This is a genomic window from Luteibacter sp. (genome assembly GCF_036499525.1).
Classification (GTDB): domain Bacteria; phylum Pseudomonadota; class Gammaproteobacteria; order Xanthomonadales; family Rhodanobacteraceae; genus Luteibacter.
On record NZ_DASYDO010000040.1, the window covers coordinates 37,213 to 56,335 of the forward strand.

A 19,123-nucleotide genomic window follows, 5' to 3' on the forward strand; every position below is an offset into this window, starting at 1 on the left:
TCCATGTGCGTTACCTCGCTGCGACGCGCCGGCTTTCTTCCGCCAGGAGCATGTCCGCCACGCCCTGGGCCTGCTTGCGGATTTCGGGCATCGCCGTCGACTCCCAGAGCGCACCGCGCAACAGGCTGCCGATGGCGAACATGTTCGGGCGCGGCTTGCCGTTTCCGTCGAGCAGGTGGCCGTCCGGTACGGCGGCGAAGCCCATGCCAAGGGGATCCGGGGTGACGATGCCATCGATCACCAGCTGGCGAACAAGCCGGTGTTCCGTGCGTTGCGTGTCGGTGTTGAGGCCTACCGTCTGGATCACGACATCGTAGGCGTCCACCGATTCGCCATTGACAGGCAGGGCGTGCACGACATCGAGAACCCCTTCCGGCGACAGGTGCACCGAGCGCATGCGCCCACGCGATCGCGTGAACCGCCCCGCGGCCTCGAGTTGCGCGACCTGGGCGGCCACCTGCGGCGGCATCCGGTGCCGCGCGCGCTCCCATGCCCAGCGGGCGTGGCGCAGGAAACGTGCGCGCTCATGTGCCGGCAGGTCTCGCCACAACGATTGCGTATGCGGTCGCATGCCATCGACCACCGTGCGCCAGTCTTCGGCAAGCTCGGCCACATCGCGCAGGCGTCGCATCCAGACGCGCAGGTTCGGATCTTCGCGCATCGATTCGATCAGCTCGCCGCCGTCGTCGTGTGGCGCCGATGCGGCGGCGAGGTGCGGTTCCGGGAGCTTGCCATGGCGCGACAGCGCGTCGAAATGCGCATTCGGCCAGCGCGCCGACAGCTCAAGCAGGACGTCGACCGCGGTCAGGCCGAGACCGATGACCAGGACCCGCAACGGACGGTCGTCGGGTTCCGCGGAGGCAAGGAAAGGCCATGGATCGGTGACGTAGCGTCCGCTGGCGATCGCGGCATCCTCGACGCCCGGCAATGGGCGGGGCGGCAACGAACCGATCGCCAGCACCACGGCGTCGGCGCGCGAGGTTTCGTCGCCGTATCCGATGACGACGCCGTCCTCGGCCGGGATGATCGATTCCGCGGTGAACGGCACCAGGTTCACGTCGTGGCCGAACGACCCCGCGTTCTTCACGGCCTGTTCCACCCGCGACTGCAGGAAGTCTCCGTACATGCGGCGTGGAAGGAACTCCGACCCCTTCACCGAGGGATCCAGGGATTGCGCGTAGTCGAGGAAGCCGCCGGGCTTGCTGGCGAACATGCCCATGGAGGCGGCACGGACGTTGAGGAGGTGGCGGTGCGAGGCAGTGCCGTACGCGACGCCGCGGCCCGGTTCCGGGCCGCCGGTGTACCAGTCCAGGTGAAGCGGATGATGAGTGCGACGCTCCAGCAACTCGCTTGCCAGCGTCGCCGCTGCCGCGCCACCGCCGATGATGGCGACTTTATGAAACATGCTTTGGTCCTTCGCCCGGGGGTTGGGGTGGAGGGCCGTGAGACCGTCAGGCCGTCAGGCGTCCCGCGATGATCCATTGCCTCGGTCGTGCGATCCAGTGTCCGGAGGGACCGGGCTGCTCATACGCGAGGTACTGTGCCAGATCGCCACCGTACACGTGAAGCGTGAGCGCCGTGTCATGCCGCGACAAATTGCGGCAGCGGTGGGCATGGTCGTCGGTGGCTTCGAACCAGGTGGCATCGCCGGGACCCAGCCAGGTGCGGCCGATGCTGCGCAGCGAATGGTCGGCGTCCTTGTCGAAGGATTCGACCTCGAGCGCACCGGAGATGGTGGCCTCGAGCCCCCAGAGCCCGCCATGATCGTGCACCGGCGTGGCATAGCCGGGCGGCCAGGCCAGCACCAGCACGCTCACCGGCGGACGGGCGCGTTCGGCGAGGAGCCACCGCTCGAAGCCGCGCCGCCGCTCGCGCAGCGGGCCCAGCGTGGAGGCCAGCTCCGCGCTGCGGCCGTGCAGGATGCCACCGATCTCGCGCCCCATGGAGGCGAGGTCCGGATGCGCCACGTCCGACAGGTCGAACGCGATGTCCCGCAAGGTCCTGATGATGGAAAAACGCTTACCCATGGAGGGCCGCCCACTGGATTCAACTGGCGGGGAGTGGACCACGCGGGTCGTTAAAGGGTCGTAACCCCGGGCTTTCAGGAAGGCCTTAAACCCTTTCACGGATCAGGGCATCGAACCTGCGATCGCCACCCCCGGGGCGGTCGTCCCGACCACGGAGAGTCCTGCCATGTTCTTCCTCACCTCGCTCGTCGTCCTCGCCGTCGGCTTCTGGCTTGTCTTCGCCGTCGTCGGCACCGTGATGAAGCTGGTTTTCGGCATCATCGGCGGGATGTTCAGTCTCGTCGCCACCGTCATGGGCGCCGTGATCGGCGGCGTGGTGATGCTGGCCGCGGCTCCCGTGATCGCGTTGGCCTTGCTACCGATCCTGCTGCCGGTGGGCCTGCTGGCCCTGATCGTCTGGGCTATCGCCCGGGCCACCCGCAAACCGGACGTCGTAGTAATGCAGCGCTAAGGGACCAGGGAGCGAGCGGGAAGCACGCTGGCGTTGGACGGGCGCTCCTCAGGCCCCATCGCGCGCCAGCGCGCTTCCCACAAGGACGATCCGCGACCTTAATGCGCAACAAGCATCGGCACGTCGGACTGCATGAAGAGGAACCGTGTGGTTCCCCCCAACACCATCTCGGAGAGGCGCGAGCGGCCCCATGCACCCATGACGATCAGGTCGGCGCCTTCCGCGTGCGCCATGTCGAGCAGTGCCGGGCCCGGCGCAGCGAAGGCTTTCTCGTCGAGACGGCGGACATCCGCCTTGACGCCGTGCGAGTCCAGCCAGCCGCAGATGTCGGTATCGGGCAGGGCGCAGGTGCCGACGTCCTCGTCCCGGCTGCCGTCGATGACGGTGACCCGGCTCGCCTTGCGCAACATGGGTAACGAGGAGCGAACCGCGAGGGCGGATTCGCGGCTGCCACTCCAGGCCACGAGCACGTGCTCGCCAAGGGTTTCCACCGGCGCGGCTTCGGGCACTACGAGCACGCCCCGGCTCGACGCGAACACGGTGCGCGACACCACACCGAAGCCTACCGGCGCATCGCCGCGCATGGTCGAGGAACGCTCCATCACGATAAGGTCGTAGCCCGCCGACGCGTGCGCGAGCAGCGATACCGTGTCGCCGTTGCCCACACGCCACTTGCCCTCGAGGTGGCGTGAAGCGAGCAAGGCGGCCCAGTCGCCTGCGACGGCCTTGGCGTCGTTCGCCCGCTGGCGTACCGCGTCGAGTTGCATCGGCACCGCTTCGGGCACGGTGTAGGCCGCGGCGGGCAGGTCCACCACGTGCAACGCATCCAGACGCGCCCCCAGGCGAGCAGCGATGGCCAGCGCGGCCCGGAGACCAGCGCCCTGAGGCGGGAGACGAGCGATGTGCACGAGCAGTTCGAGGAGCATGGCCCATGGAACAACGGCGGGGACGGCGCGGTCAATGGGCGGATCGCTGGTCATCGGTTAACCTCGACGGCCGAATCCTTCCCACGGAGCAGCCATGGCTATCGACAGCGCGCAGCCCCGGTACCCCTTGGGGGAAGAAATCGCCAGCAGCGTGATCCACGGCATCGGACTCATGCTCAGCATCGCCGGGCTGGCCGTGCTCGTGGCGTTTTCGGCCATGCACGGCGGCGCCCGCGCGGTCGTTGCCAGTTCCGTGTTCGGCACCACGCTGATCCTGCTCTATACGGCGTCGACGCTTTACCACTCGGTGCCGGGCGAGATGCCCAAGCGCATCCTGCGCACGCTGGACCACATCGCCATCTTCCTGCTGATCGCCGGCACCTATACGCCGTTCACCCTGCTGGCCTTGCCGGGCGCCTGGGGCTGGGGCTTGTTCGGCACCATCTGGACGCTCGCGATCCTGGGCAGCGCGGCGGAACTGGGCATGCTCAAACGCTACCGCAAGGCCGCGGTGGCCGTGTACGTGGTGATGGGCTGGGTGGCGGTGGTGGCCATCGAGCCGTTACGGACCAACCTGCCTTCCGGGGGCCTCCTGCTGCTGTTCGGCGGCGGCGTGGCCTATACGGCCGGCGTGCCGTTCTACATGGCGCGGAAGCTGCCGTACCACCACGCGATCTGGCACTTCTTCGTGCTGGCCGGCAGCGTGCTGCATTACCTTGCGGTGTTGCTTTACGTCATCCCCGACGCGCCCGCGGGGCGTTGACCCGGTAGGAGCGCGCCCTGCGCGCGACATGTTTTCGCGCCAGTCTTCAGGCTGGCGCGCCAGTTCCGGGTCGTGGCCCCAAAACATGTCGCGCGCAGGGCGCGCTCCTACATGACCTATTTTTTTTCCTGCGACGGAATGAACCGCGTGCGCACCGCCTCTGCCAGCAGGTCCGGCGGCAATAAACCCTGTGCGATCAGGAAATCGTTGAACGCCTTGCGGTCGAACTTGTCGCCGAGGCGCGTCTGCGTTTCCGCGCGCAGTTCCAGGATGCGCGTATATCCGTAGAAATACGCCGTGGCCTGGCCGGGCGAGTTCAGGGTGTAGCGATCCAGTTCCTGGCGGGCCATCGGCTCCGACAGGCCCACATCGTGCACGAGGATCTCGTGCGCACGGTCGCGCGTCACCATCCCGAGGTTGAGCATCGGATCGAGGAAGGCGCGCGCCGCGCGCAGCAGGCGGAACTGCAAGGCGATGAACTGCCCAGCGGGCGGCTCATACGGCATCATTTCCGCTTCGGCGTAGAGCGCCCAGCCCTCCACGTTCACGCTGTTGAAGGCGAACAGGCTGCGAGTGAGCGACACGCCCTGTTCCACCATGGCCGCGAACTGCAGTTCGTGGCCCGGGCGGCCTTCGTGGGCGGTGAGCGTCCAGGCGGCGGCTTCGAAGGTGAAATCGTCATACATCTGGGTCTTATCGCCATCCGCCGGCGGATTGCCCGTGGTCAGCACGAAGGTGCCGCGCTGGCCGGTGTTGCCGATGAAGGGCGGGGGATCCATGTGCGGTGCCGGCGTGCGCGCGTTCTCGGCTTCCGATGCAAGGCGCATCGCCATCTCGCGCTTGGGCAGTTCCACGATGCGCTGCTTGCGGATGGTGTCCTCGATCTTGCCGATCACGGCGTGGTAGGCCGGCTCTACCTTGTCCTTCGCGAGCTGCTTCTTCTTCAGCGCCCTGAGCACGTCGCGATAATCGCCATCCGGAAGACCTTCGGCCCTGGCGACCACGGGCGCCAGCATCTGCATCGCATAGGTGGTCTCCATGAATTCCAGTTGCGCGCGATCGATGAGTTCACGCGGGGAAATGTCGAGGCCGACCTGCTCGAGGTTGTACGCATACAGTGGCTCGGGCAGGCGGAAGTCGGTACGGGCGCGCGGCAGCACGACCTTCTTCACCCAGGCGTTGTAGTCCTTGAGTTGCTGGTCGAGCTTCGCCATGGCTTCGTCGGTACCGGCGACCTTCTTTTCCGCGAACAGCTTGCGGATACCGTCGACGTAACGCTGCGTGTTGCCGAGCTTCTGCTCCACGTCGGCCTTGACCGGCCCGAGCAACGACTTGTCGCCGAGTTTCTCGGTGGTGCGGGCTTTCGCCTGGTCCACCAGGGCGGTGCAGCCCGCCATCATGCCCACGTAGCACTTCAGGCGACCGAGGGCGGCCTTGTTCTGCTCGGGCTTGCTCTCCGCGTTGAGCAGCGAGAATTCGCCGCCGAAGACGATCTGCCCTGCGTCGAACCATGGCAGAAGGTATTTGTCGTTGAGGTCGATGCCCTTGATGCTTCCATCGATCTGCTTGAGCAGGATCTGAAGATCCTGCTTCACGTTCGGGTCTTTCTCTTCGGCAAGGCGCTTGTTCACGGTGCCGCGCACCTGGACGAGGGCGGCACGCTGGCGCTTGTCCACGTCGGGACCAAGGTCGATCGTTTTCTCGTCGAAACCTTTCACGCCGATCTCAGTCGCGGATTCGGGGCTGAAGCGGGCGGTGACGTCGAGCAGCGGCTGCGCATCGGCATTGCTGCGGGCGATCCAGGCCGGCTGGTTGGCGGTCTCGGCGTGCAGACAGCCACCCGCCAGCGTGACGGCGGCGGCGAGCGTGAGTCGTCGGAACATGCGTATCTCCCCGTGGTAGTCCGCCGAGACTAGCCGCTACGCACACAGCACGCCAATGGGACTAGTGGAGGTCAGCTGAAAAGCAGGGCGAGGCCGGCCATGCCGATCATGAGAAAGGAGATCACCACCTTGGCGAGGATGCCCACCAGCATGCCCACCCATGTGCCCACGCCGACGTGCGCGGAGCGCAGGACGCTTGTTCCCGACCAGAGTTCGCCGGCCATGGCTCCCGCGAACGGCCCGACGATCAGGCCCGGGATGCCGAAGAACATGCCGGCGATCGTGCCGACCGCCGCGCCCCACAGGGCGCGCGGACTCGCGCCGATCTTCTTCGCCCCCAGCGATGCCGAGAAGAAATCCAACGCGACACCGGCGGCGCCCACGATGCCGATGGCCACCAGCCAGCCCCAGCCGAGGTGGCGGTACTCGTCCACCGCGGCGGCCAGCCAGATGCCGCCGAAGATCATGGGGATGCCGGGCAGCACCGGCAAGACAGCGCCCGCCACGCCACCGACGACGAGCGTGGCGGCGAGCAGGTAAAGGACCAGGTCCATCAGCGGAATGCCTCGCGGTACTCGGGTTTCAGGTAGGTGGCGAAGGCTTCGCTGGGTACGTCGACGGCCTGCGGGCCTGCGGCATAAGAGGCCACCTGATAGGGCGGGAAGATGAAGGTGAGGCCATGTACTTTGTTGTCCGCGCCCACGAGCAGGCTGAACACGCGATATCGGTCCTTGCCGGGCGCGGTGCCATCGTCGATCTGTTCGCTGTTCGAGGCCAGCGGTTCGTCCTGGTCATCGAGAGCGGTGAGCAGCTGCCGCCGCGCTTCCGTGGCGAAAGCCGCCTCGGCAGCCCGCGGATCGGCGAAGAGGTCGTCGATGCCCACGACCCGCTTTTCCTCCAGGTCGAAGGTGAAGCTGTCGACGATCGGCGCGGGGTGGGCTCCGCCCGTGAAGGCCGAGCCGTCTACCTGCACATTGATGAAGCGGTCGGTACGCGACGCGACGGCGATGTCGAGGTCCAGGTCCCAGGGTAGCTCGCGGGCCCGTGCGCGGGCAGCGGGCGACTCCAGGCTGGAGAGGAAATCGCGCTTCTGCCGGTCCACGTAACGATCGATGGTATCGCGCAGTTCCCCGGCTGCCAGCGGCAGCTCGGGAAGCTTCAGTTCCATCGTGTAGAGGCCTTCGTACGCCGATTGGGTATGCTTGTCGACACCGGCCCGTGCGGGCGGTGGCGTGTCCGCTCCGTTCGCCTGGTCGGCATCGCGGCAGGCGGTCAGGCCGGCCGTGGCGAAAACCAGCGACAGGATATGTCGCAGCAGCATCGTGCGTTCTCTCCCTGCGAAGTCCGCATCTTAGCGTAGCTTTCGGAAGGCGGAGAGCGTGTCAACGTATCGAAGGAAGAGCGTGCATACCGCGACGACGGAATCCATCACCCTGCTCAAGGCCGACGAACTCGGCCGCATCGAGCATGTCCGGCGCGATGGCGTCTCGCTGATCCGGCGCGATATCGGTGCGGCCCGCTGGTGGGCTCGCTGGTTCGCCCGGCGCGCCGCCGCGCGGGAGGCACGTGCTCTCGCGAAGCTCGAAGGCGTGGACGGCGTGCCGCGCCTGCTGGCATGGAATGGGCATGTGCTGGAGCGCAGCTACATGGCGGGCCAGCCCATGCAGCTCGGCAAGCCGATGGACCCTGCTTATTACCGTGCCGCGCTGCGATTGCTGGCCGTGCTGCATCGTCACGGCATCGTGCATAACGACCTGGCCAAGGAACCGAACTGGCTGGTGCGAGAGGACGGTACACCGGGTCTGGTGGATTTCCAGATCGCCTGGACCCGCGGTCGCCGGGGGCCACTGTTCCGCCTGCTGGCGCGAGAGGACCTGCGCCACCTGTTGAAGCATAAGCGTACCTATGCTCCGGAACGCCTCTCCGCGAGGCAGCGGGCGATGCTGGCCCGACCCGCGGCGCACTCGCGACTATGGCGCGCGACCGGCAAACGTCTTTACAAGCTCATCGCCCGGCGCATCTTCGGCTACTGGGATAACGAAGGCCAGGGCCGCATCAGGCGCTGATCACTTCTCGACGAAGGCTCGTTCGATCACATAGTCGCCTGGCTCGCGCGTGCGCGGCGACGCCTCGAAACCTTCGCCATCGAGCAATACGCAGATATCGTCCAGCATCGAAGGGCTGCCGCACAGCATCACGCGGTCTTCTGCCGGATTCAGCTGCGGGAGCCCAGTGGCGCGGGCTAACTCACCGTCTGCGATGGCATCGGTGATGCGCCCCCGGTTGCGGAAGGGCTCGCGGGTGATGGTGGGGTAATAGACCAGCTTCTCGCGGACCAGATCCCGCAGGTATTCGTGATTCGGCAACGCGTTCTCGATGTAATCCGAGTAAGCGAGGTCGTTCACGTGGCGGACGCCGTGCGCGAGTATCACCTTGTCGAAGCGCTCGTAGGTATCCGGATCGCGGATGATCGAGAGGAACGGGGCCAGACCCGTGCCGGTGCCAAGCAGGTACAGGCGCTTGCCCGGCTTCAGGTCGTTGAGGACCAGGGTGCCTGTGGGCTTGCGGCTGACGATGACGGGATCGCCCGGCTTCAGATGCTGGAGCCGCGAGGTCAGCGGACCCTCCTGCACCTTGATGCTGAAGAATTCCAGGTGCTCTTCGTAATGCGCGCTGGCGATCGAATAGGCGCGCATCAGCGGCCGGCCTTCGACCTCCAGGCCGATCATCACGAAATGCCCGCTTTCGAACCGGAACCCCGGGTCGCGCGTGGTGCGGAAGCTGAACAGGCTGTCGTTCCAGTGGTGCACGTCGATGACGTGCTCGGTCGCCAGTGCCACCATGGTTTGCTTGAACCTCAAAGACGTCGCGTCGCACCGGTGGGTGCGCGCTCATGGGTGGCAAGTTTAAGGCATCTTGGCGACGGGCGTCCGGCGCTAAGCCTGCACTAAGATATGAGTTGTCCGCAGGATTAAGGAGAAACACTGGTGAGCAAGCCCGACTACGCCGTAGGCCAGGCGTGGATCTACCGTACCCGCGCCGGTGAGGAGGCTTCCCGCGTGGCCATCCGCCGGATCGACCACGAGCCGGAAGATGGCGAGGTCTTCCACGTCTCCATCCTGAACGTGAAGCTGCGCAACCACCGGCTTCCGGGCGGTCTGCAGCCCGCGATGCACCATGCCGCCGTGTCACGCAAGAGCCTCGACGCGAGCCTCCTTCAGGTCGAAGGCGAGGCAGACGCGGAAGAAAGCTGGCGCGACGGCTATGGCGTCTGGCGCCAGGCGTACGACAACGGCGACGCGGGCATCTTCGATCTCCCGGTGGCGGACGTACTCGGCTATATGGAAAGAGTGGTCGCCGCCTCGGGCGAGGCGCGCTGAGGTAAAAAAAGAAGCGCCCGGTCTACGGGAACCGACTGGGGAGGAGCCGGTTCCCGTAGAGGGGCGCAAGTGTCACACAGGGATCTTGCTTGGTTTGATCGACCTTAGAAGTCGTAGCTGACCGCCAGGCGGGCGTAACGCGGGTCCTGGGTGTACAGCGGGACGCGGTAGATCGGATGCGGCGTACCGCGGTTCTCGAACTCGGTCGGATAGCGGAACGTCGGACGCTGCTGGTTGAGCACGTTGAAGACGTTCGCGGAGAACGCCAGCTTCGAGCCCGCCCATTCCGGCCGGTAGGTCACGCCAAGGTCGAGCTGGAAGGTCCACGGCAGGCGACCCTTGTCTCCCGGCGGTGACGGCTCGCCGTCGCACCAGTGGTACGAGCTGCCGTAGTGCGCAACGTCGTCCTGGTTCGGGCCCCAATAGCCAAGACAGACTTCCGGCGCGCCGGAGATCGCCTGGAGGTTGCCGGACACCTGCCACTCGGGGGCGAATTGCCAGTAGCCATAAGCCTTGAACACATGCGTGTGGTCGTTGCCGAGCGGGCCGTTGGCGTAGTCCATTACCCAGTGGTTATCCCAGTCCACGCTGCCCGCGGCACCCGACTGGCGCGTATCGGTACGGGCCTGGCCTTCCGTATTGCCGTAGGAATGCGACCACACGTAGTCGAACTTGCCGTACCACGTGCCATCGAACTGGTGCTCGGCGTAGAACTCGGCGCTGAGGTAACGGCGCTTGGTCTTCGGCATGCCCATTTCTTCTCGGTTGAGCGGCACGACGAACGGGTTGCCCGCCGAATCGATGAGCGTGAACTTGTTCGAATGGCCGCCGTTGACGAGGTAGCAGCTGTTCGTCGAGCCGACGGTGTAGCCGAGTGCGGTCGCTTTGTTCGTGACGACGTCGATGTCGCAGAAGTCGTCGATCACCGCATTGAGTTTGCGCTGGGTCAGCTTGACGCCGTAGTTCCAGTTTTCGTTGAAGGTCTTGTCGAAGCCAAGGATGAATTCGTCCTGGTTCTCCGACTTCAGGTCCTTCGCGGCAACCGTACGTGGGTCGGGCGGGATGCCGTAGGAGTTGTTGCCCGAGACCACGCCGCTGAACTGGGTCAGGCCGGTCGGATTGCCGGTTACCGGGTCGATGCCTGAATAGGTGAAGTACTGCTGTGTGGCGGTGTAACCGGCGGCCGCGCCCGTTGCCGGATTGAGCGGCAGGCCGAGGTAGTAGCGGCCGGCGTTGGCGTAGACCTTGAAGCTCCCGTCACCGTTCACGTCCCACGAAGCACCGAGGCGAGGCGCCCACTGCGGACGCGTCTGCTTGATGAAGGGCTCGCCGAACTGGTTGTAGTCGGTGAACTGGTCGTTGCGCAGACCGATGGACAGCAGCAAGCGATCGTTGATCTGCCACTTGTCTTCGATGTACTGCGCCTTCTGGTCGGAACGCACGTCGACCAGGTTGTTGACGACGTTCCTACTGACGAAGTAGCCGCCTTCCCCGTTCGGGAAGAGCCCTGGTGCCGGCACGAAGTTGCGCCCCGGCGTATTGTCGATGGCTTCCATCGGGTCGTCGGAGTGGCCATAGGCCCAGACGTAGCCAGGGCCTGGGCTCTGCGTGCCAAAGTCCTCCACGCGCGAACGCACGTTGTCGATACCGACCGAGATCGTGTGGTCGCCCAGAACGTACGCGACGTCGAAGCGGAAGTTGGTCGCCTTGTTGCCGCGTCCCGGCGAGCTGATGTCGCCGACCTGGGTGTTCTGGATCGGGTTACCACCGTTGAGCGCAGGATTCTGGCGCACGGGGTTGTCGACGCGGATCAGGTCCGGATCGTACTCAGTCGGCTGGTCGTAGTTCTTGCTCGACATCTTGCCGTACATGGCGCTCACGGTGAGGTTGTCCGTGATATAGCCCGTGTATTTGGCCACCCAGAGGTCGCCGCCGGTCTTGGTGTCGTTGACATCGCCGATGCGCGCCGTTCGCGAGAGATTGGCGTAGTCGTAGCCGTAGCGGGTGCCTGAGCCTTCGCGCTTGTCGCCGGCGCTGGTGAGTTCGAGGATGTTGCTGTCGTTGATGTTCCAGTCGAGCTTGCCGTACCAGCGCGGATTACGGTAATCGTTGGTCGAGGCCGGGGTGTTGTTACCCACAGGATTGACGTTGCGCTGACCCTGCTTCTCGAACTCGCCCGCCAGGAAGAAGAACAGCTTGTCCTTGATGAGCGGACCGCTGGCGTAGGCGCTGACCGTGGTGGTCCACTTGTCGGCCTGGCTCTTCGGCTGGTACAGGTCGCCGGCCGGTGCCGATTCCGGCGTGTTGGCGTAGTGCAGGTTCGGACCCGAGGCGCGCGCCCATGCCGGCTCCCAGAGCATCTGCGCTCCGAAATGCCACTCATTGGTGCCGCGCTTACCCACCTGGTTGATCACGCCGCCATCGGAGCGGCCGTACTGCGCGCTGTAACCGCCGGTATAGACCTCCTGCTGGTCGATCGCGCCGTAGGGGAGCTGCAGGCCGCCGAGGGCGTTGAGCGGGTCGGTGGTGTTGAAACCGTTGACGTAGTACGCGTTCTCGTTCGCCGCGGCGCCGCCGAAGCTGGCGACCGAGTGGCCGGTGTCGCTGGTGAAGCCACCGCCGTTGTTGACCACGCCGGGTGCGAGGCGGGCGATGTCTTCGGCCGAGCGTCCGAGCGGAATCCTGGCAAGCTGCTCGGAGGTGATGACTGTGCGCGAGTCGACGGCGGTCACGTCGATACTGGGCAGGGCGGTACCGGTGACGGTCACGCCTTCCAGGCTTTCGGCACTGGCCGCGGTGGCCGGTGCGGCATTGAACGACACGTCGGTGCTCGCGCCGACGCGAAGTGCGACGTTCTTGCGCGAATCGACGGCGGAACCGTCGCGCATCAGGGTCACCGTGTAGGTGCCCAGGGGCAGCTGGGAGACGGCGTAGCGGCCGCGCGCGTCGACCTGCACCTCGCGGCGGAAGCCCGTGCCGCTCTCGATCACGATGGTTTCATTCGCCGCCGCCGGAGCCGAGCCATTGATGGCGCCGGTGGTGGACTGCGCGTAAACGCTCGAAACGCCGCTCAGGCAAGTGCAGACCGCCAGTGCGAGTGCGCTCCTGCGAGAGAGATACTGCTTCTTCATGCTTTCCCCGAAAAGTGATGCCCTGAAATGACGATCACGCGGGAAACGCGGTCCGGGCCCCCGCCCGGCACATACGATATGGAGCCCTCGAAGACCCCTCCCGCGCTCCGTCGCCTTGCATCCATTTGCCTCGATCCAAATGGAATGAATCGAAGGTTTACAGCACGTCGAGAGGGTTGTCCAGCGGCCCGAATCGAAGCACAGGGCGTGGCGAATTCAAACGCGTGCGACACTGCAATGCAGCATAAATCATGGTAACTATAGGTAATTGCGCGAATTTATCGCTTCGAAAAAGCTTGCCGAAAACGCGCACTGACCCGCTGCACGCGCTTCGTAAAAGATTGTGGCCGAGAACGTGCCGCGCCGGTCTTAAGGAACGGTTTTGGATCGAGGCAAATGTCGTGCCAACCCATCCGGTGCCGCTCACTCTTCCTCCACTTCGACTGCCCGAAAGTCGCGCGATGAAAATCGCCACCTACAACGTCAACGGCATCCGGTCCCGGCTGCCAAACCTTCTTGAGTGGCTGGAGCGCGAGGCGCCCGACATCGCCTGCCTCCAGGAGTTGAAGGCGGCGGACCACGGCTTTCCGATCGGCGCGATCAACGACGCGGGTTACGGCGCGCTATGGGCGGGCCAGGCGTCCTGGAACGGTGTGGCCGTCCTCGCCAAGGGCGTGGATCCGGTGGAGAGCCGCCGCGGCCTTCCCGGTGATGCGAAGGACACGCAAAGCCGTTATCTCGAAGCGATGGCGCATGGCATCCTGGTTGGCTGCCTTTATCTGCCCAACGGCAACCCCTGGCCCGGTCCGAAGTTCGAATACAAGCTCGCCTGGTTCGAACGCTTCCTGCGCCACGCACAGAAACTGCTCGATTCAGGGCAGCCCGTCGTGCTTGCCGGCGACTACAACGTGGTGCCCACCGACGAGGACATCTACGATCCGAAGCACTGGCGGCGCGACGCCCTGCTGCAACCGGAAAGCCGCGACGCCTATGCGCGCCTCTTGGCCCAGGGGTGGACCGACGCCTTGCGCGAGCGCCATCCCGACGAGTGCATCTATACGTTCTGGGACTATTTTCGCCAGCACTGGCCCCGCGATCGTGGCCTGCGGATCGACCACCTGTTGCTGGCGCCCGTCCTGGCCGGCCGGCTGAAGGACGCGAACGTGGATCGCTGGGTGCGCGACAGGCCGAAGGCGAGCGACCATGCGCCCACCTGGGTGGAACTGAAACGCAGTCGCAAGAAGGCCTGAGCCTGGGGTTGCCACGGGCGGCAGACTTACTAGACTAGGACGTTATCGGGGAAGCCGGACCAGGCAGTACATGAAGATCGATGACGGCAGCGGAAGGCGCGCCGAACCGGTAATGCTCGGCGAGGTCGCCGCGCGGCTGCGCAACCCCCGCATCGACCGCATCGTGGCCAGCTTCCGCGAGTACCGCGTCGCCCTGATGCGTACCGTCATCCTCGGCTTCATCGTCGTCTGGACCGCCGCCTGGCTGCATGGTCCCACGACCATGGCGACCGAAGCGCGGCGTGTCGTCCCCGTCGCGCTCGGCCTCTTCGTGCTCAGCGCGGTGTGGATGCTTTGCGTACGGGCCGGGTCGTTGCGCCGGAATGCCGCCCTCGACGCCATCGGCAGCGCCGCGAACTTCGTGATCGTCGCGATCCTGCTGAAAGCCGCCTTCATGCTGGTTATCACCCTTACGGCGGTACTGCCCTTCCTCTCCGTGGCCCTGGGTGTGCGCTACAGCCGCCGCGCTTTCGCCGCGGGGGTAGCCGCTTCCGTGTTGATCCTGGCGGTGGTAGCGCCCGACGGCTACTGGATTTCCCGCCCGGCCTACGCGTTGTATGCGCTTGGCCTGGTGATCGTGCTGCCGATGACCCTGTACCGGATGATGGAAGCATTGCGTGAGGTGTCCGCCGAGGCGATCGCTTCGCGCGAAGCGCAGCACCGCTTCATCTCGATGATGAGCCATGAGATGCGGACGCCGCTAAGCACGGTGATCCATTCCGCGTCGCTGATCGACACCTCGGTGATGAGCGAAGACCAGCGCGGTCTGGTCGCGCTGCTTTCGACCAATGCCAACGCACTCCTGCACCGCGTGAATGCGGTACTGGACGTGGCGTCGTTCGCCGGCGGCAGCTTCAATCTTCGCCACCAGGCGTTCGCCTTCGACGAGGTACTGGCGACGGTCGGTGCGGTCTGCCGCCCATTCGCCGCCGAGAAGCGGATCGCCTTCGCCCTTGCCCGCGATGCTTCAGTGGATGGCGTCTTCACCGGCGATCCTGGCCGTATCGAGCAGGTGTTGTCGAACCTCGCGTCCAACGCGCTGAAGTTCACGCCCCCGGGCGGGTCGGTGGACGTGCGCGTGGAATTGACCGAAGGCATCGGTGCTCGCGATCCCATCATCGCCTGCACCGTAACCGACACCGGTATCGGCATCGCCGACGTGGACAAGCAGCGCATCTTCGACCCGTTCCACCAACTCAGCGCCGGGGAAAGCCGGCGCCAGGAGGGCGTGGGACTCGGTCTGTACATCGTGCGCAACGTGTCCGAGCAAATGCGTGGAAGCCTCGAGGTCGCAGACAATCCCAAGGGCGGCGCGATCTTCAGCTGGCGTTTCCCGCTGCCTCGGGCGGCGGCCGGTGCGCGGAGCGCATCCGAGATGCCCCTCACGGACCTGCTCGACGAACACCGTGCCCGCGTTCCCGCGCAGCGTTGCCTCGTCGTCGACGACAACGCGGCCAATCGCGAGATCGTCGGCCGTATCCTGGATCGCGCGGGCCACGTTACGGTGTTCAGCGCGGGTGGCGACGAAGCGCTGGCGCGCCTGGCGAACGAGTCTTTCGACCTGATCTTCATGGACCTGCACATGCCTGGCAGCTCCGGCTGGGATGTGCTGGGCCGGATCGAGATTGCGCGCCGTACGGGAAGCGTGCCGCCGATCGTGATGCTCAGTGCCGATTCAAGCCACGACGCGGTACGCATCGCCTTCAAGGCCGGCGCGAGGGCATACCTCACCAAACCGATTGCCGCGCAGCGCATGCTCGACGTGATCGAGGCCGTGGCCGAGGAGCGCCGCCTCGACCATGCCGCGCGCCTCTGGCAGCCCGCCATCGAACCGGCCGCGGAGCGGGACGGCTCGACGCCCCTGGACGACATGCGCGCGCTGAGCAGCCGGGAGGAGTTCGGTGAATTCGTCGAACTCTGCGCGCGTACGGCGGCTAACCATCTGGAAAGCCTGCGTGGCGCAATCCTCACGCATGACGTGGCTGCGGCGGCGGAAGCCGTGCACGCGCTGCGCAACGTGCTGGGCAATCTCGGCGTTCCGGGCGGTGGAAGGGTCTGCGACGACATTGCCGTGATCGTGGAGGCGGGTGGCGACATGCGCTCCGCCGTGGTGGAAGTCGACGACCTGGCGCGATCGGTCCATCGTTTCGTGGCGGCCCAGCGCGAATACCTTGGCGCGGCGGCCGACGCGTGACGGAACTCGACGAACTCGCCGCGCGAATCGACCGGCACGAGCGCACGACCGCGGGCATCAAGCCCGACAATGAGGCGCGCATCGTCTTTCACCCGGGCACGCCGCACATGCGGCAGCCCCTGGCTGTCGTCTACCTGCACGGCTTCACCGCCAGCCAGGCGGAAGGAGACCCGGCCCATCGAGCGGTTGCCGACGCCTGCTCGGCACATCTGTTCCTGAATCGTCTTACCGGCCACGGCAGCGAACTGCCCGATGCGATGGCGGGTATCACGCCCGAACGCTGGCGCACCGATGCCGACGAGGCGCTGGACATCGGGCTGCATCTCGGTGAACGCGTCGTCCTCGTAGCGACATCGATGGGCGCGTCGCTTGCGCTCGATCTGGCCGCGCGCCGGCCCGAAGCCATCGAGGCGGTGGTCGCATGGTCTCCCGGCATCCGCGTGTACGATCGCGAACAACTGCGCGCCGCGGTGCTGTTGCAGGGCCCCGTGGCGCCACCCGGCGAGCGGTCGGCCTTTCAGCGTCGCTACTGGTCGTCGGTAGTGCATTCCGATGGGTACCGGGCCATCGCGCGCCTGTTCCTGGAATGGATGCGCCCCGAGCGGTTGCACGGGATCGCCTGCCCGGTGTTCTTCGGTCTATGGGACGGCGGGGAAGGCGATCACGACACGTTGACCTCGGTGGCCGCGATGCGCGAGGCGTTCAGCTGGCTGGGCACGCCGCCGTCGCGCCGCCGTCTCGTGGCCTATGACCATGCGGCGCATGTACTCGCCTCGCCGGAGCGCTCACCGGCCGCGGCGCGGGTGCTGGCCGATTCGCTGGTGTTCCTGCGTGAGATGGGTGTCGCTCGCTAGTACGTTTTTTTGCGTAGAACTTTTCGGAAAAATCCGAGTATCTGTTTCAGGATGACAGACAGTCGGACTTCGCCTACCTAGACTCGCGCTCTCATGTCAGCGGAAGGGGTAGGTTCATGCGAGCGATGGAAAAAGGCACGCTCTTTGCGTTACCCCTGCTCGTTCTCGCTTCATCGGCCTTGAGAGCGAAAGAAGCCGCGCCTCGTGAATACGAGCCGTTCGACTTATATCAGGTGGCTGTTGATGGCTATCCGACCGCCTATCACAGAGGCGATCTGGATCAGGCAGCCCAGGACCTGATGAAGAAGTGGTGCGCCTACCAGGGGCAAATCAACTGCGAATTGCGGTACCCCGGCCTCCATGGCCCGCGCTATAGCGTCAGTTACGATTTCGTTTGGCCATGGGGAGTTCCGGGTTTAGGGTACACACACGACGACCGATATCTCTGGTGCCCGGAACCGGACAAACTCTACAACCGCTACCAAGGTGTCGAATCCGGTCCCTATCCGAACGACACGATCCAATACCTCGACTTTTTCGGGGTCATGTATTGTCGCGGTGATGGCATTCCGGAGCCCGATCCCGGCACTCTCTACCAAGCCGACCTCGGCCCCGGCGATTGCGCCACCCGGCCCAGCGCCGGTAACCCGCTCAACATCAGTCTGGGCAACAAGTACCAGGAAGTGATCGACATCGCCGCCACGGGTGCTTCGCCATTGGCCTGGCACCGCTACTACAACAGCGGCATCGTCGGCGAAGGCGCGCGCAGCGACGTATCGACTCTGCCCGACACGGCCGCACTGGGCGCCCGCTGGCGCGGCACTTACGACCGCACATTGTCGATCCTCACCGAAGGCGACACCGGTGGCATTCGTCTTCAGCGCCACACCGGCGAGCGCATCGATTTCGTCGAACAGGATGGTCATTACGCGAGCGCCGTCGATCCGCGTGGCCAGTTGTTACGTGCAGGCAATGGCTGGACCTACCGGCCGGCGCCCGGTCAAGCCATCGAAACCTACGACGCCCAGGGCCGGCTTATTGCGATGGGCGCCGGTACGGCGCAGCACGTGACGTTGCGTTATACCGACAAGCTCGTCGAGATCGCGGACGGTCAGGGCCGCACGCTCACCGTCACCTACGACACGGTGGGGCGCATCGCTTCGGTGAGCGACGGTAGCGGCGTGGCCGTGACCTATACCTATGCAGGCGCGGCGGAGGCCGGGCGCGAAGCCGACCTCGCCCGCGCCACCTACGCCGACGGCACCTTCCACGACTACCGCTACAACGAAGTGGCCTTCGCCGGTGGCGACCATCCCCACGCACTCACCGGCATCTACGATGAAACGGCGCAGCGCTTCGCCACCTTCCGCTACGACAGCACCGGGCGCGCCATCGCCAGCGAACACGCCAATGGCGTAGATAAGGTGCAGTTGGCGAAAGAAGCCGACGGCACGGTCGCCGTGACCGGCCCGATGGGTGCCGTGCACCGTTATCGCTACGCCGAGGTGCGCGGCGCGAGACGGCTGGTCGGCGTCGACCAGCCCGGTGGCGCCGGCTGCGGCGCCGCCAGTTCCGCGCTGGCTTATGCCCCTGACGGCACCCTGTCGCGTCGCACCGACTTCGATGGTCAGATCACCACCTACCGCTACGACGCCGAGGGCAACGAGATTGAGCGCACCGAAGCCGCCGGCACGCCGCAAGCGCGGACGATCACCACGGCCTGGCATCCCACGCTAGGCCTGCCCACGCGCATCACCGGCCCCGGCCGCGAAGAGCGCTTCAGCTACGACGCGGCAGGCAACCTCACCGGCCGCGAAGCGTGGGGCGCGATCGATCCCACGCAACCCGGCGCGCCGCTCACCCTCTCGCGCATCTGGCGCCTGACCTACGATGCGGCCGGTCGCCTGATCCATGAAGAAGGCCCGCGCAGCGACCGCGACACGATCGCGATCCTGGCGACGTACACCTACCGCGCTGCCGATGCGGCCAATTGCACGACGGGTCCGTGCGACTACCGCCAGGGTGACCTGTGGAAGCGCGAGAACGCGCTTGGCCACATCGAGGAAATCCTCAGCTATGACCCGGCGGGGCGGGTGCGTTCCCGCAAGGACGCCCAGGGTACGTTGTTTACCACCACCTACACGCCCCGCGGCTGGGTGGAGGACGTGAAGGAAACTCGCCCCGACGGTGTCGTCGCCACCACGGCTTTCACCTATACCGCGCGC

The 19,123-nt window shown here is 65.7% G+C and carries 16 protein-coding genes; 8 read left to right on the plus strand and 8 right to left on the minus strand.

All coding sequences use genetic code 11. The annotated features are described in order from the left end of the window. Nucleotides 1–10: 10 nt before the first annotated feature. Complete coding sequence (locus VGM71_RS08090; RefSeq protein ID WP_331543813.1) at nucleotides 11–1,405, minus strand: FAD/NAD(P)-binding protein; 1,395 nt, start codon at nucleotides 1,403–1,405, stop codon at nucleotides 11–13. A gap of 46 nt (nucleotides 1,406–1,451) precedes the next feature. Continuing rightward, entirely contained in the window at nucleotides 1,452–2,027 is a 576-nt protein-coding gene (locus VGM71_RS08095) for a cysteine dioxygenase family protein (RefSeq protein WP_331543815.1), read from the minus strand. A gap of 166 nt (nucleotides 2,028–2,193) precedes the next feature. Between VGM71_RS08095 and VGM71_RS08100 the strand changes: the two genes are divergently transcribed. Continuing rightward, nucleotides 2,194–2,478, plus strand: a complete 285-nt coding sequence (locus VGM71_RS08100) for a hypothetical protein (protein ID WP_331543817.1) — start codon at nucleotides 2,194–2,196, stop codon at nucleotides 2,476–2,478. Between the two features lie 98 nt (nucleotides 2,479–2,576). Here the strand turns inward: VGM71_RS08100 and VGM71_RS08105 are convergent, their stop codons facing one another. Then, nucleotides 2,577–3,458 carry a universal stress protein gene (locus VGM71_RS08105; protein WP_331543819.1) on the minus strand — a complete coding sequence of 294 codons (882 nt, stop codon included), beginning with the start codon at nucleotides 3,456–3,458 and terminating at the stop codon, nucleotides 2,577–2,579. A gap of 40 nt (nucleotides 3,459–3,498) precedes the next feature. Between VGM71_RS08105 and trhA the strand changes: the two genes are divergently transcribed. Beyond that, complete coding sequence (gene trhA, locus VGM71_RS08110; protein WP_331543821.1) at nucleotides 3,499–4,167, plus strand: PAQR family membrane homeostasis protein TrhA; 669 nt, start codon at nucleotides 3,499–3,501, stop codon at nucleotides 4,165–4,167. Between the two features lie 116 nt (nucleotides 4,168–4,283). Here the strand turns inward: trhA and VGM71_RS08115 are convergent, their stop codons facing one another. The 3 genes from VGM71_RS08115 to VGM71_RS08125 form a co-directional block, all read right to left on the minus strand. Then, nucleotides 4,284–6,050 carry a DUF885 domain-containing protein gene (locus tag VGM71_RS08115; RefSeq protein WP_331543824.1) on the minus strand — a complete coding sequence of 589 codons (1,767 nt, stop codon included), beginning with the start codon at nucleotides 6,048–6,050 and terminating at the stop codon, nucleotides 4,284–4,286. Between the two features lie 71 nt (nucleotides 6,051–6,121). Next, complete coding sequence (locus tag VGM71_RS08120) at nucleotides 6,122–6,604, minus strand: DUF456 domain-containing protein (protein ID WP_331543826.1); 483 nt, start codon at nucleotides 6,602–6,604, stop codon at nucleotides 6,122–6,124. Further along, nucleotides 6,604–7,371 carry a DUF3298 and DUF4163 domain-containing protein gene (locus VGM71_RS08125; protein WP_331543828.1) on the minus strand — a complete coding sequence of 256 codons (768 nt, stop codon included), beginning with the start codon at nucleotides 7,369–7,371 and terminating at the stop codon, nucleotides 6,604–6,606. The genes VGM71_RS08120 and VGM71_RS08125 overlap by 1 nt, the downstream gene beginning before the upstream one ends. Nucleotides 7,372–7,453: 82 nt before the next feature. On the opposite strand from VGM71_RS08125, the gene VGM71_RS08130 reads away from it, so the two are divergent. Further along, nucleotides 7,454–8,116, plus strand: a complete 663-nt coding sequence (locus VGM71_RS08130; RefSeq protein WP_331543829.1) for an RIO1 family regulatory kinase/ATPase — start codon at nucleotides 7,454–7,456, stop codon at nucleotides 8,114–8,116. On the opposite strand, the gene VGM71_RS08135 is transcribed toward VGM71_RS08130, so the two are convergent. Then, the gene (locus VGM71_RS08135; RefSeq protein ID WP_331543831.1) at nucleotides 8,117–8,893 is read right to left on the minus strand and encodes a ferredoxin--NADP reductase; all 777 of its coding nucleotides are present in this window, start codon (nucleotides 8,891–8,893) and stop codon (nucleotides 8,117–8,119) included. It abuts the gene before it with no gap. A 144-nt stretch (nucleotides 8,894–9,037) separates the two neighbouring features. On the opposite strand from VGM71_RS08135, the gene VGM71_RS08140 reads away from it, so the two are divergent. Next, nucleotides 9,038–9,430, plus strand: a complete 393-nt coding sequence (locus VGM71_RS08140; protein WP_331543833.1) for a hypothetical protein — start codon at nucleotides 9,038–9,040, stop codon at nucleotides 9,428–9,430. A 104-nt stretch (nucleotides 9,431–9,534) separates the two neighbouring features. Here VGM71_RS08140 and VGM71_RS08145 read toward each other — a convergent pair whose 3' ends face one another. After that, a complete protein-coding gene (locus VGM71_RS08145; RefSeq protein WP_331543835.1) occupies nucleotides 9,535–12,561 on the minus strand; it encodes a TonB-dependent receptor in 3,027 nt (1,008 codons plus the stop codon). A 461-nt stretch (nucleotides 12,562–13,022) separates the two neighbouring features. Between VGM71_RS08145 and VGM71_RS08150 the strand changes: the two genes are divergently transcribed. From VGM71_RS08150 to VGM71_RS08165, 4 genes are all read left to right on the plus strand, one after another. Further along, nucleotides 13,023–13,811 (plus strand): exodeoxyribonuclease III, encoded by a 789-nt coding sequence (locus tag VGM71_RS08150; RefSeq protein ID WP_414675107.1) that lies wholly within the window; start codon nucleotides 13,023–13,025, stop codon nucleotides 13,809–13,811. A 70-nt stretch (nucleotides 13,812–13,881) separates the two neighbouring features. Beyond that, nucleotides 13,882–16,044, plus strand: coding sequence for an ATP-binding response regulator (locus VGM71_RS08155; protein WP_331543837.1), 2,163 nt, complete (start codon nucleotides 13,882–13,884; stop codon nucleotides 16,042–16,044). Beyond that, nucleotides 16,041–16,898 carry an alpha/beta hydrolase gene (locus tag VGM71_RS08160; RefSeq protein WP_331543839.1) on the plus strand — a complete coding sequence of 286 codons (858 nt, stop codon included), beginning with the start codon at nucleotides 16,041–16,043 and terminating at the stop codon, nucleotides 16,896–16,898. Before VGM71_RS08155 ends, VGM71_RS08160 begins: the two co-directional genes overlap by 4 nt. A 299-nt stretch (nucleotides 16,899–17,197) precedes the next feature. Next, on the plus strand, nucleotides 17,198–19,123 hold a 1,926-nt coding region (locus VGM71_RS08165; protein ID WP_331543841.1), incomplete at its 3' end, for a DUF6531 domain-containing protein.

Bases quoted from the DNA above. Each gene is read 5' to 3' on its own strand.
- VGM71_RS08125 (WP_331543828.1), bottom strand. From the start codon at position 7,371: ATGCTGCTGCGACATATCCTGTCGCTGGTTTTCGCCACGGCCGGCCTG.
- trhA (WP_331543821.1), top strand. From the start codon at position 3,499: ATGGCTATCGACAGCGCGCAGCCCCGGTACCCCTTGGGGGAAGAAATC.
- VGM71_RS08105 (WP_331543819.1), bottom strand. From the start codon at position 3,458: ATGACCAGCGATCCGCCCATTGACCGCGCCGTCCCCGCCGTTGTTCCA.
- VGM71_RS08095 (WP_331543815.1), bottom strand. From the start codon at position 2,027: ATGGGTAAGCGTTTTTCCATCATCAGGACCTTGCGGGACATCGCGTTC.
- VGM71_RS08120 (WP_331543826.1), bottom strand. From the start codon at position 6,604: ATGGACCTGGTCCTTTACCTGCTCGCCGCCACGCTCGTCGTCGGTGGC.
- VGM71_RS08145 (WP_331543835.1), bottom strand. From the start codon at position 12,561: ATGAAGAAGCAGTATCTCTCTCGCAGGAGCGCACTCGCACTGGCGGTC.
- VGM71_RS08155 (WP_331543837.1), top strand. From the start codon at position 13,882: ATGAAGATCGATGACGGCAGCGGAAGGCGCGCCGAACCGGTAATGCTC.
- VGM71_RS08150 (WP_414675107.1), top strand. From the start codon at position 13,023: ATGAAAATCGCCACCTACAACGTCAACGGCATCCGGTCCCGGCTGCCA.
- VGM71_RS08115 (WP_331543824.1), bottom strand. From the start codon at position 6,050: ATGTTCCGACGACTCACGCTCGCCGCCGCCGTCACGCTGGCGGGTGGC.
- VGM71_RS08100 (WP_331543817.1), top strand. From the start codon at position 2,194: ATGTTCTTCCTCACCTCGCTCGTCGTCCTCGCCGTCGGCTTCTGGCTT.
- VGM71_RS08090 (WP_331543813.1), bottom strand. From the start codon at position 1,405: ATGTTTCATAAAGTCGCCATCATCGGCGGTGGCGCGGCAGCGGCGACG.
- VGM71_RS08135 (WP_331543831.1), bottom strand. From the start codon at position 8,893: ATGGTGGCACTGGCGACCGAGCACGTCATCGACGTGCACCACTGGAAC.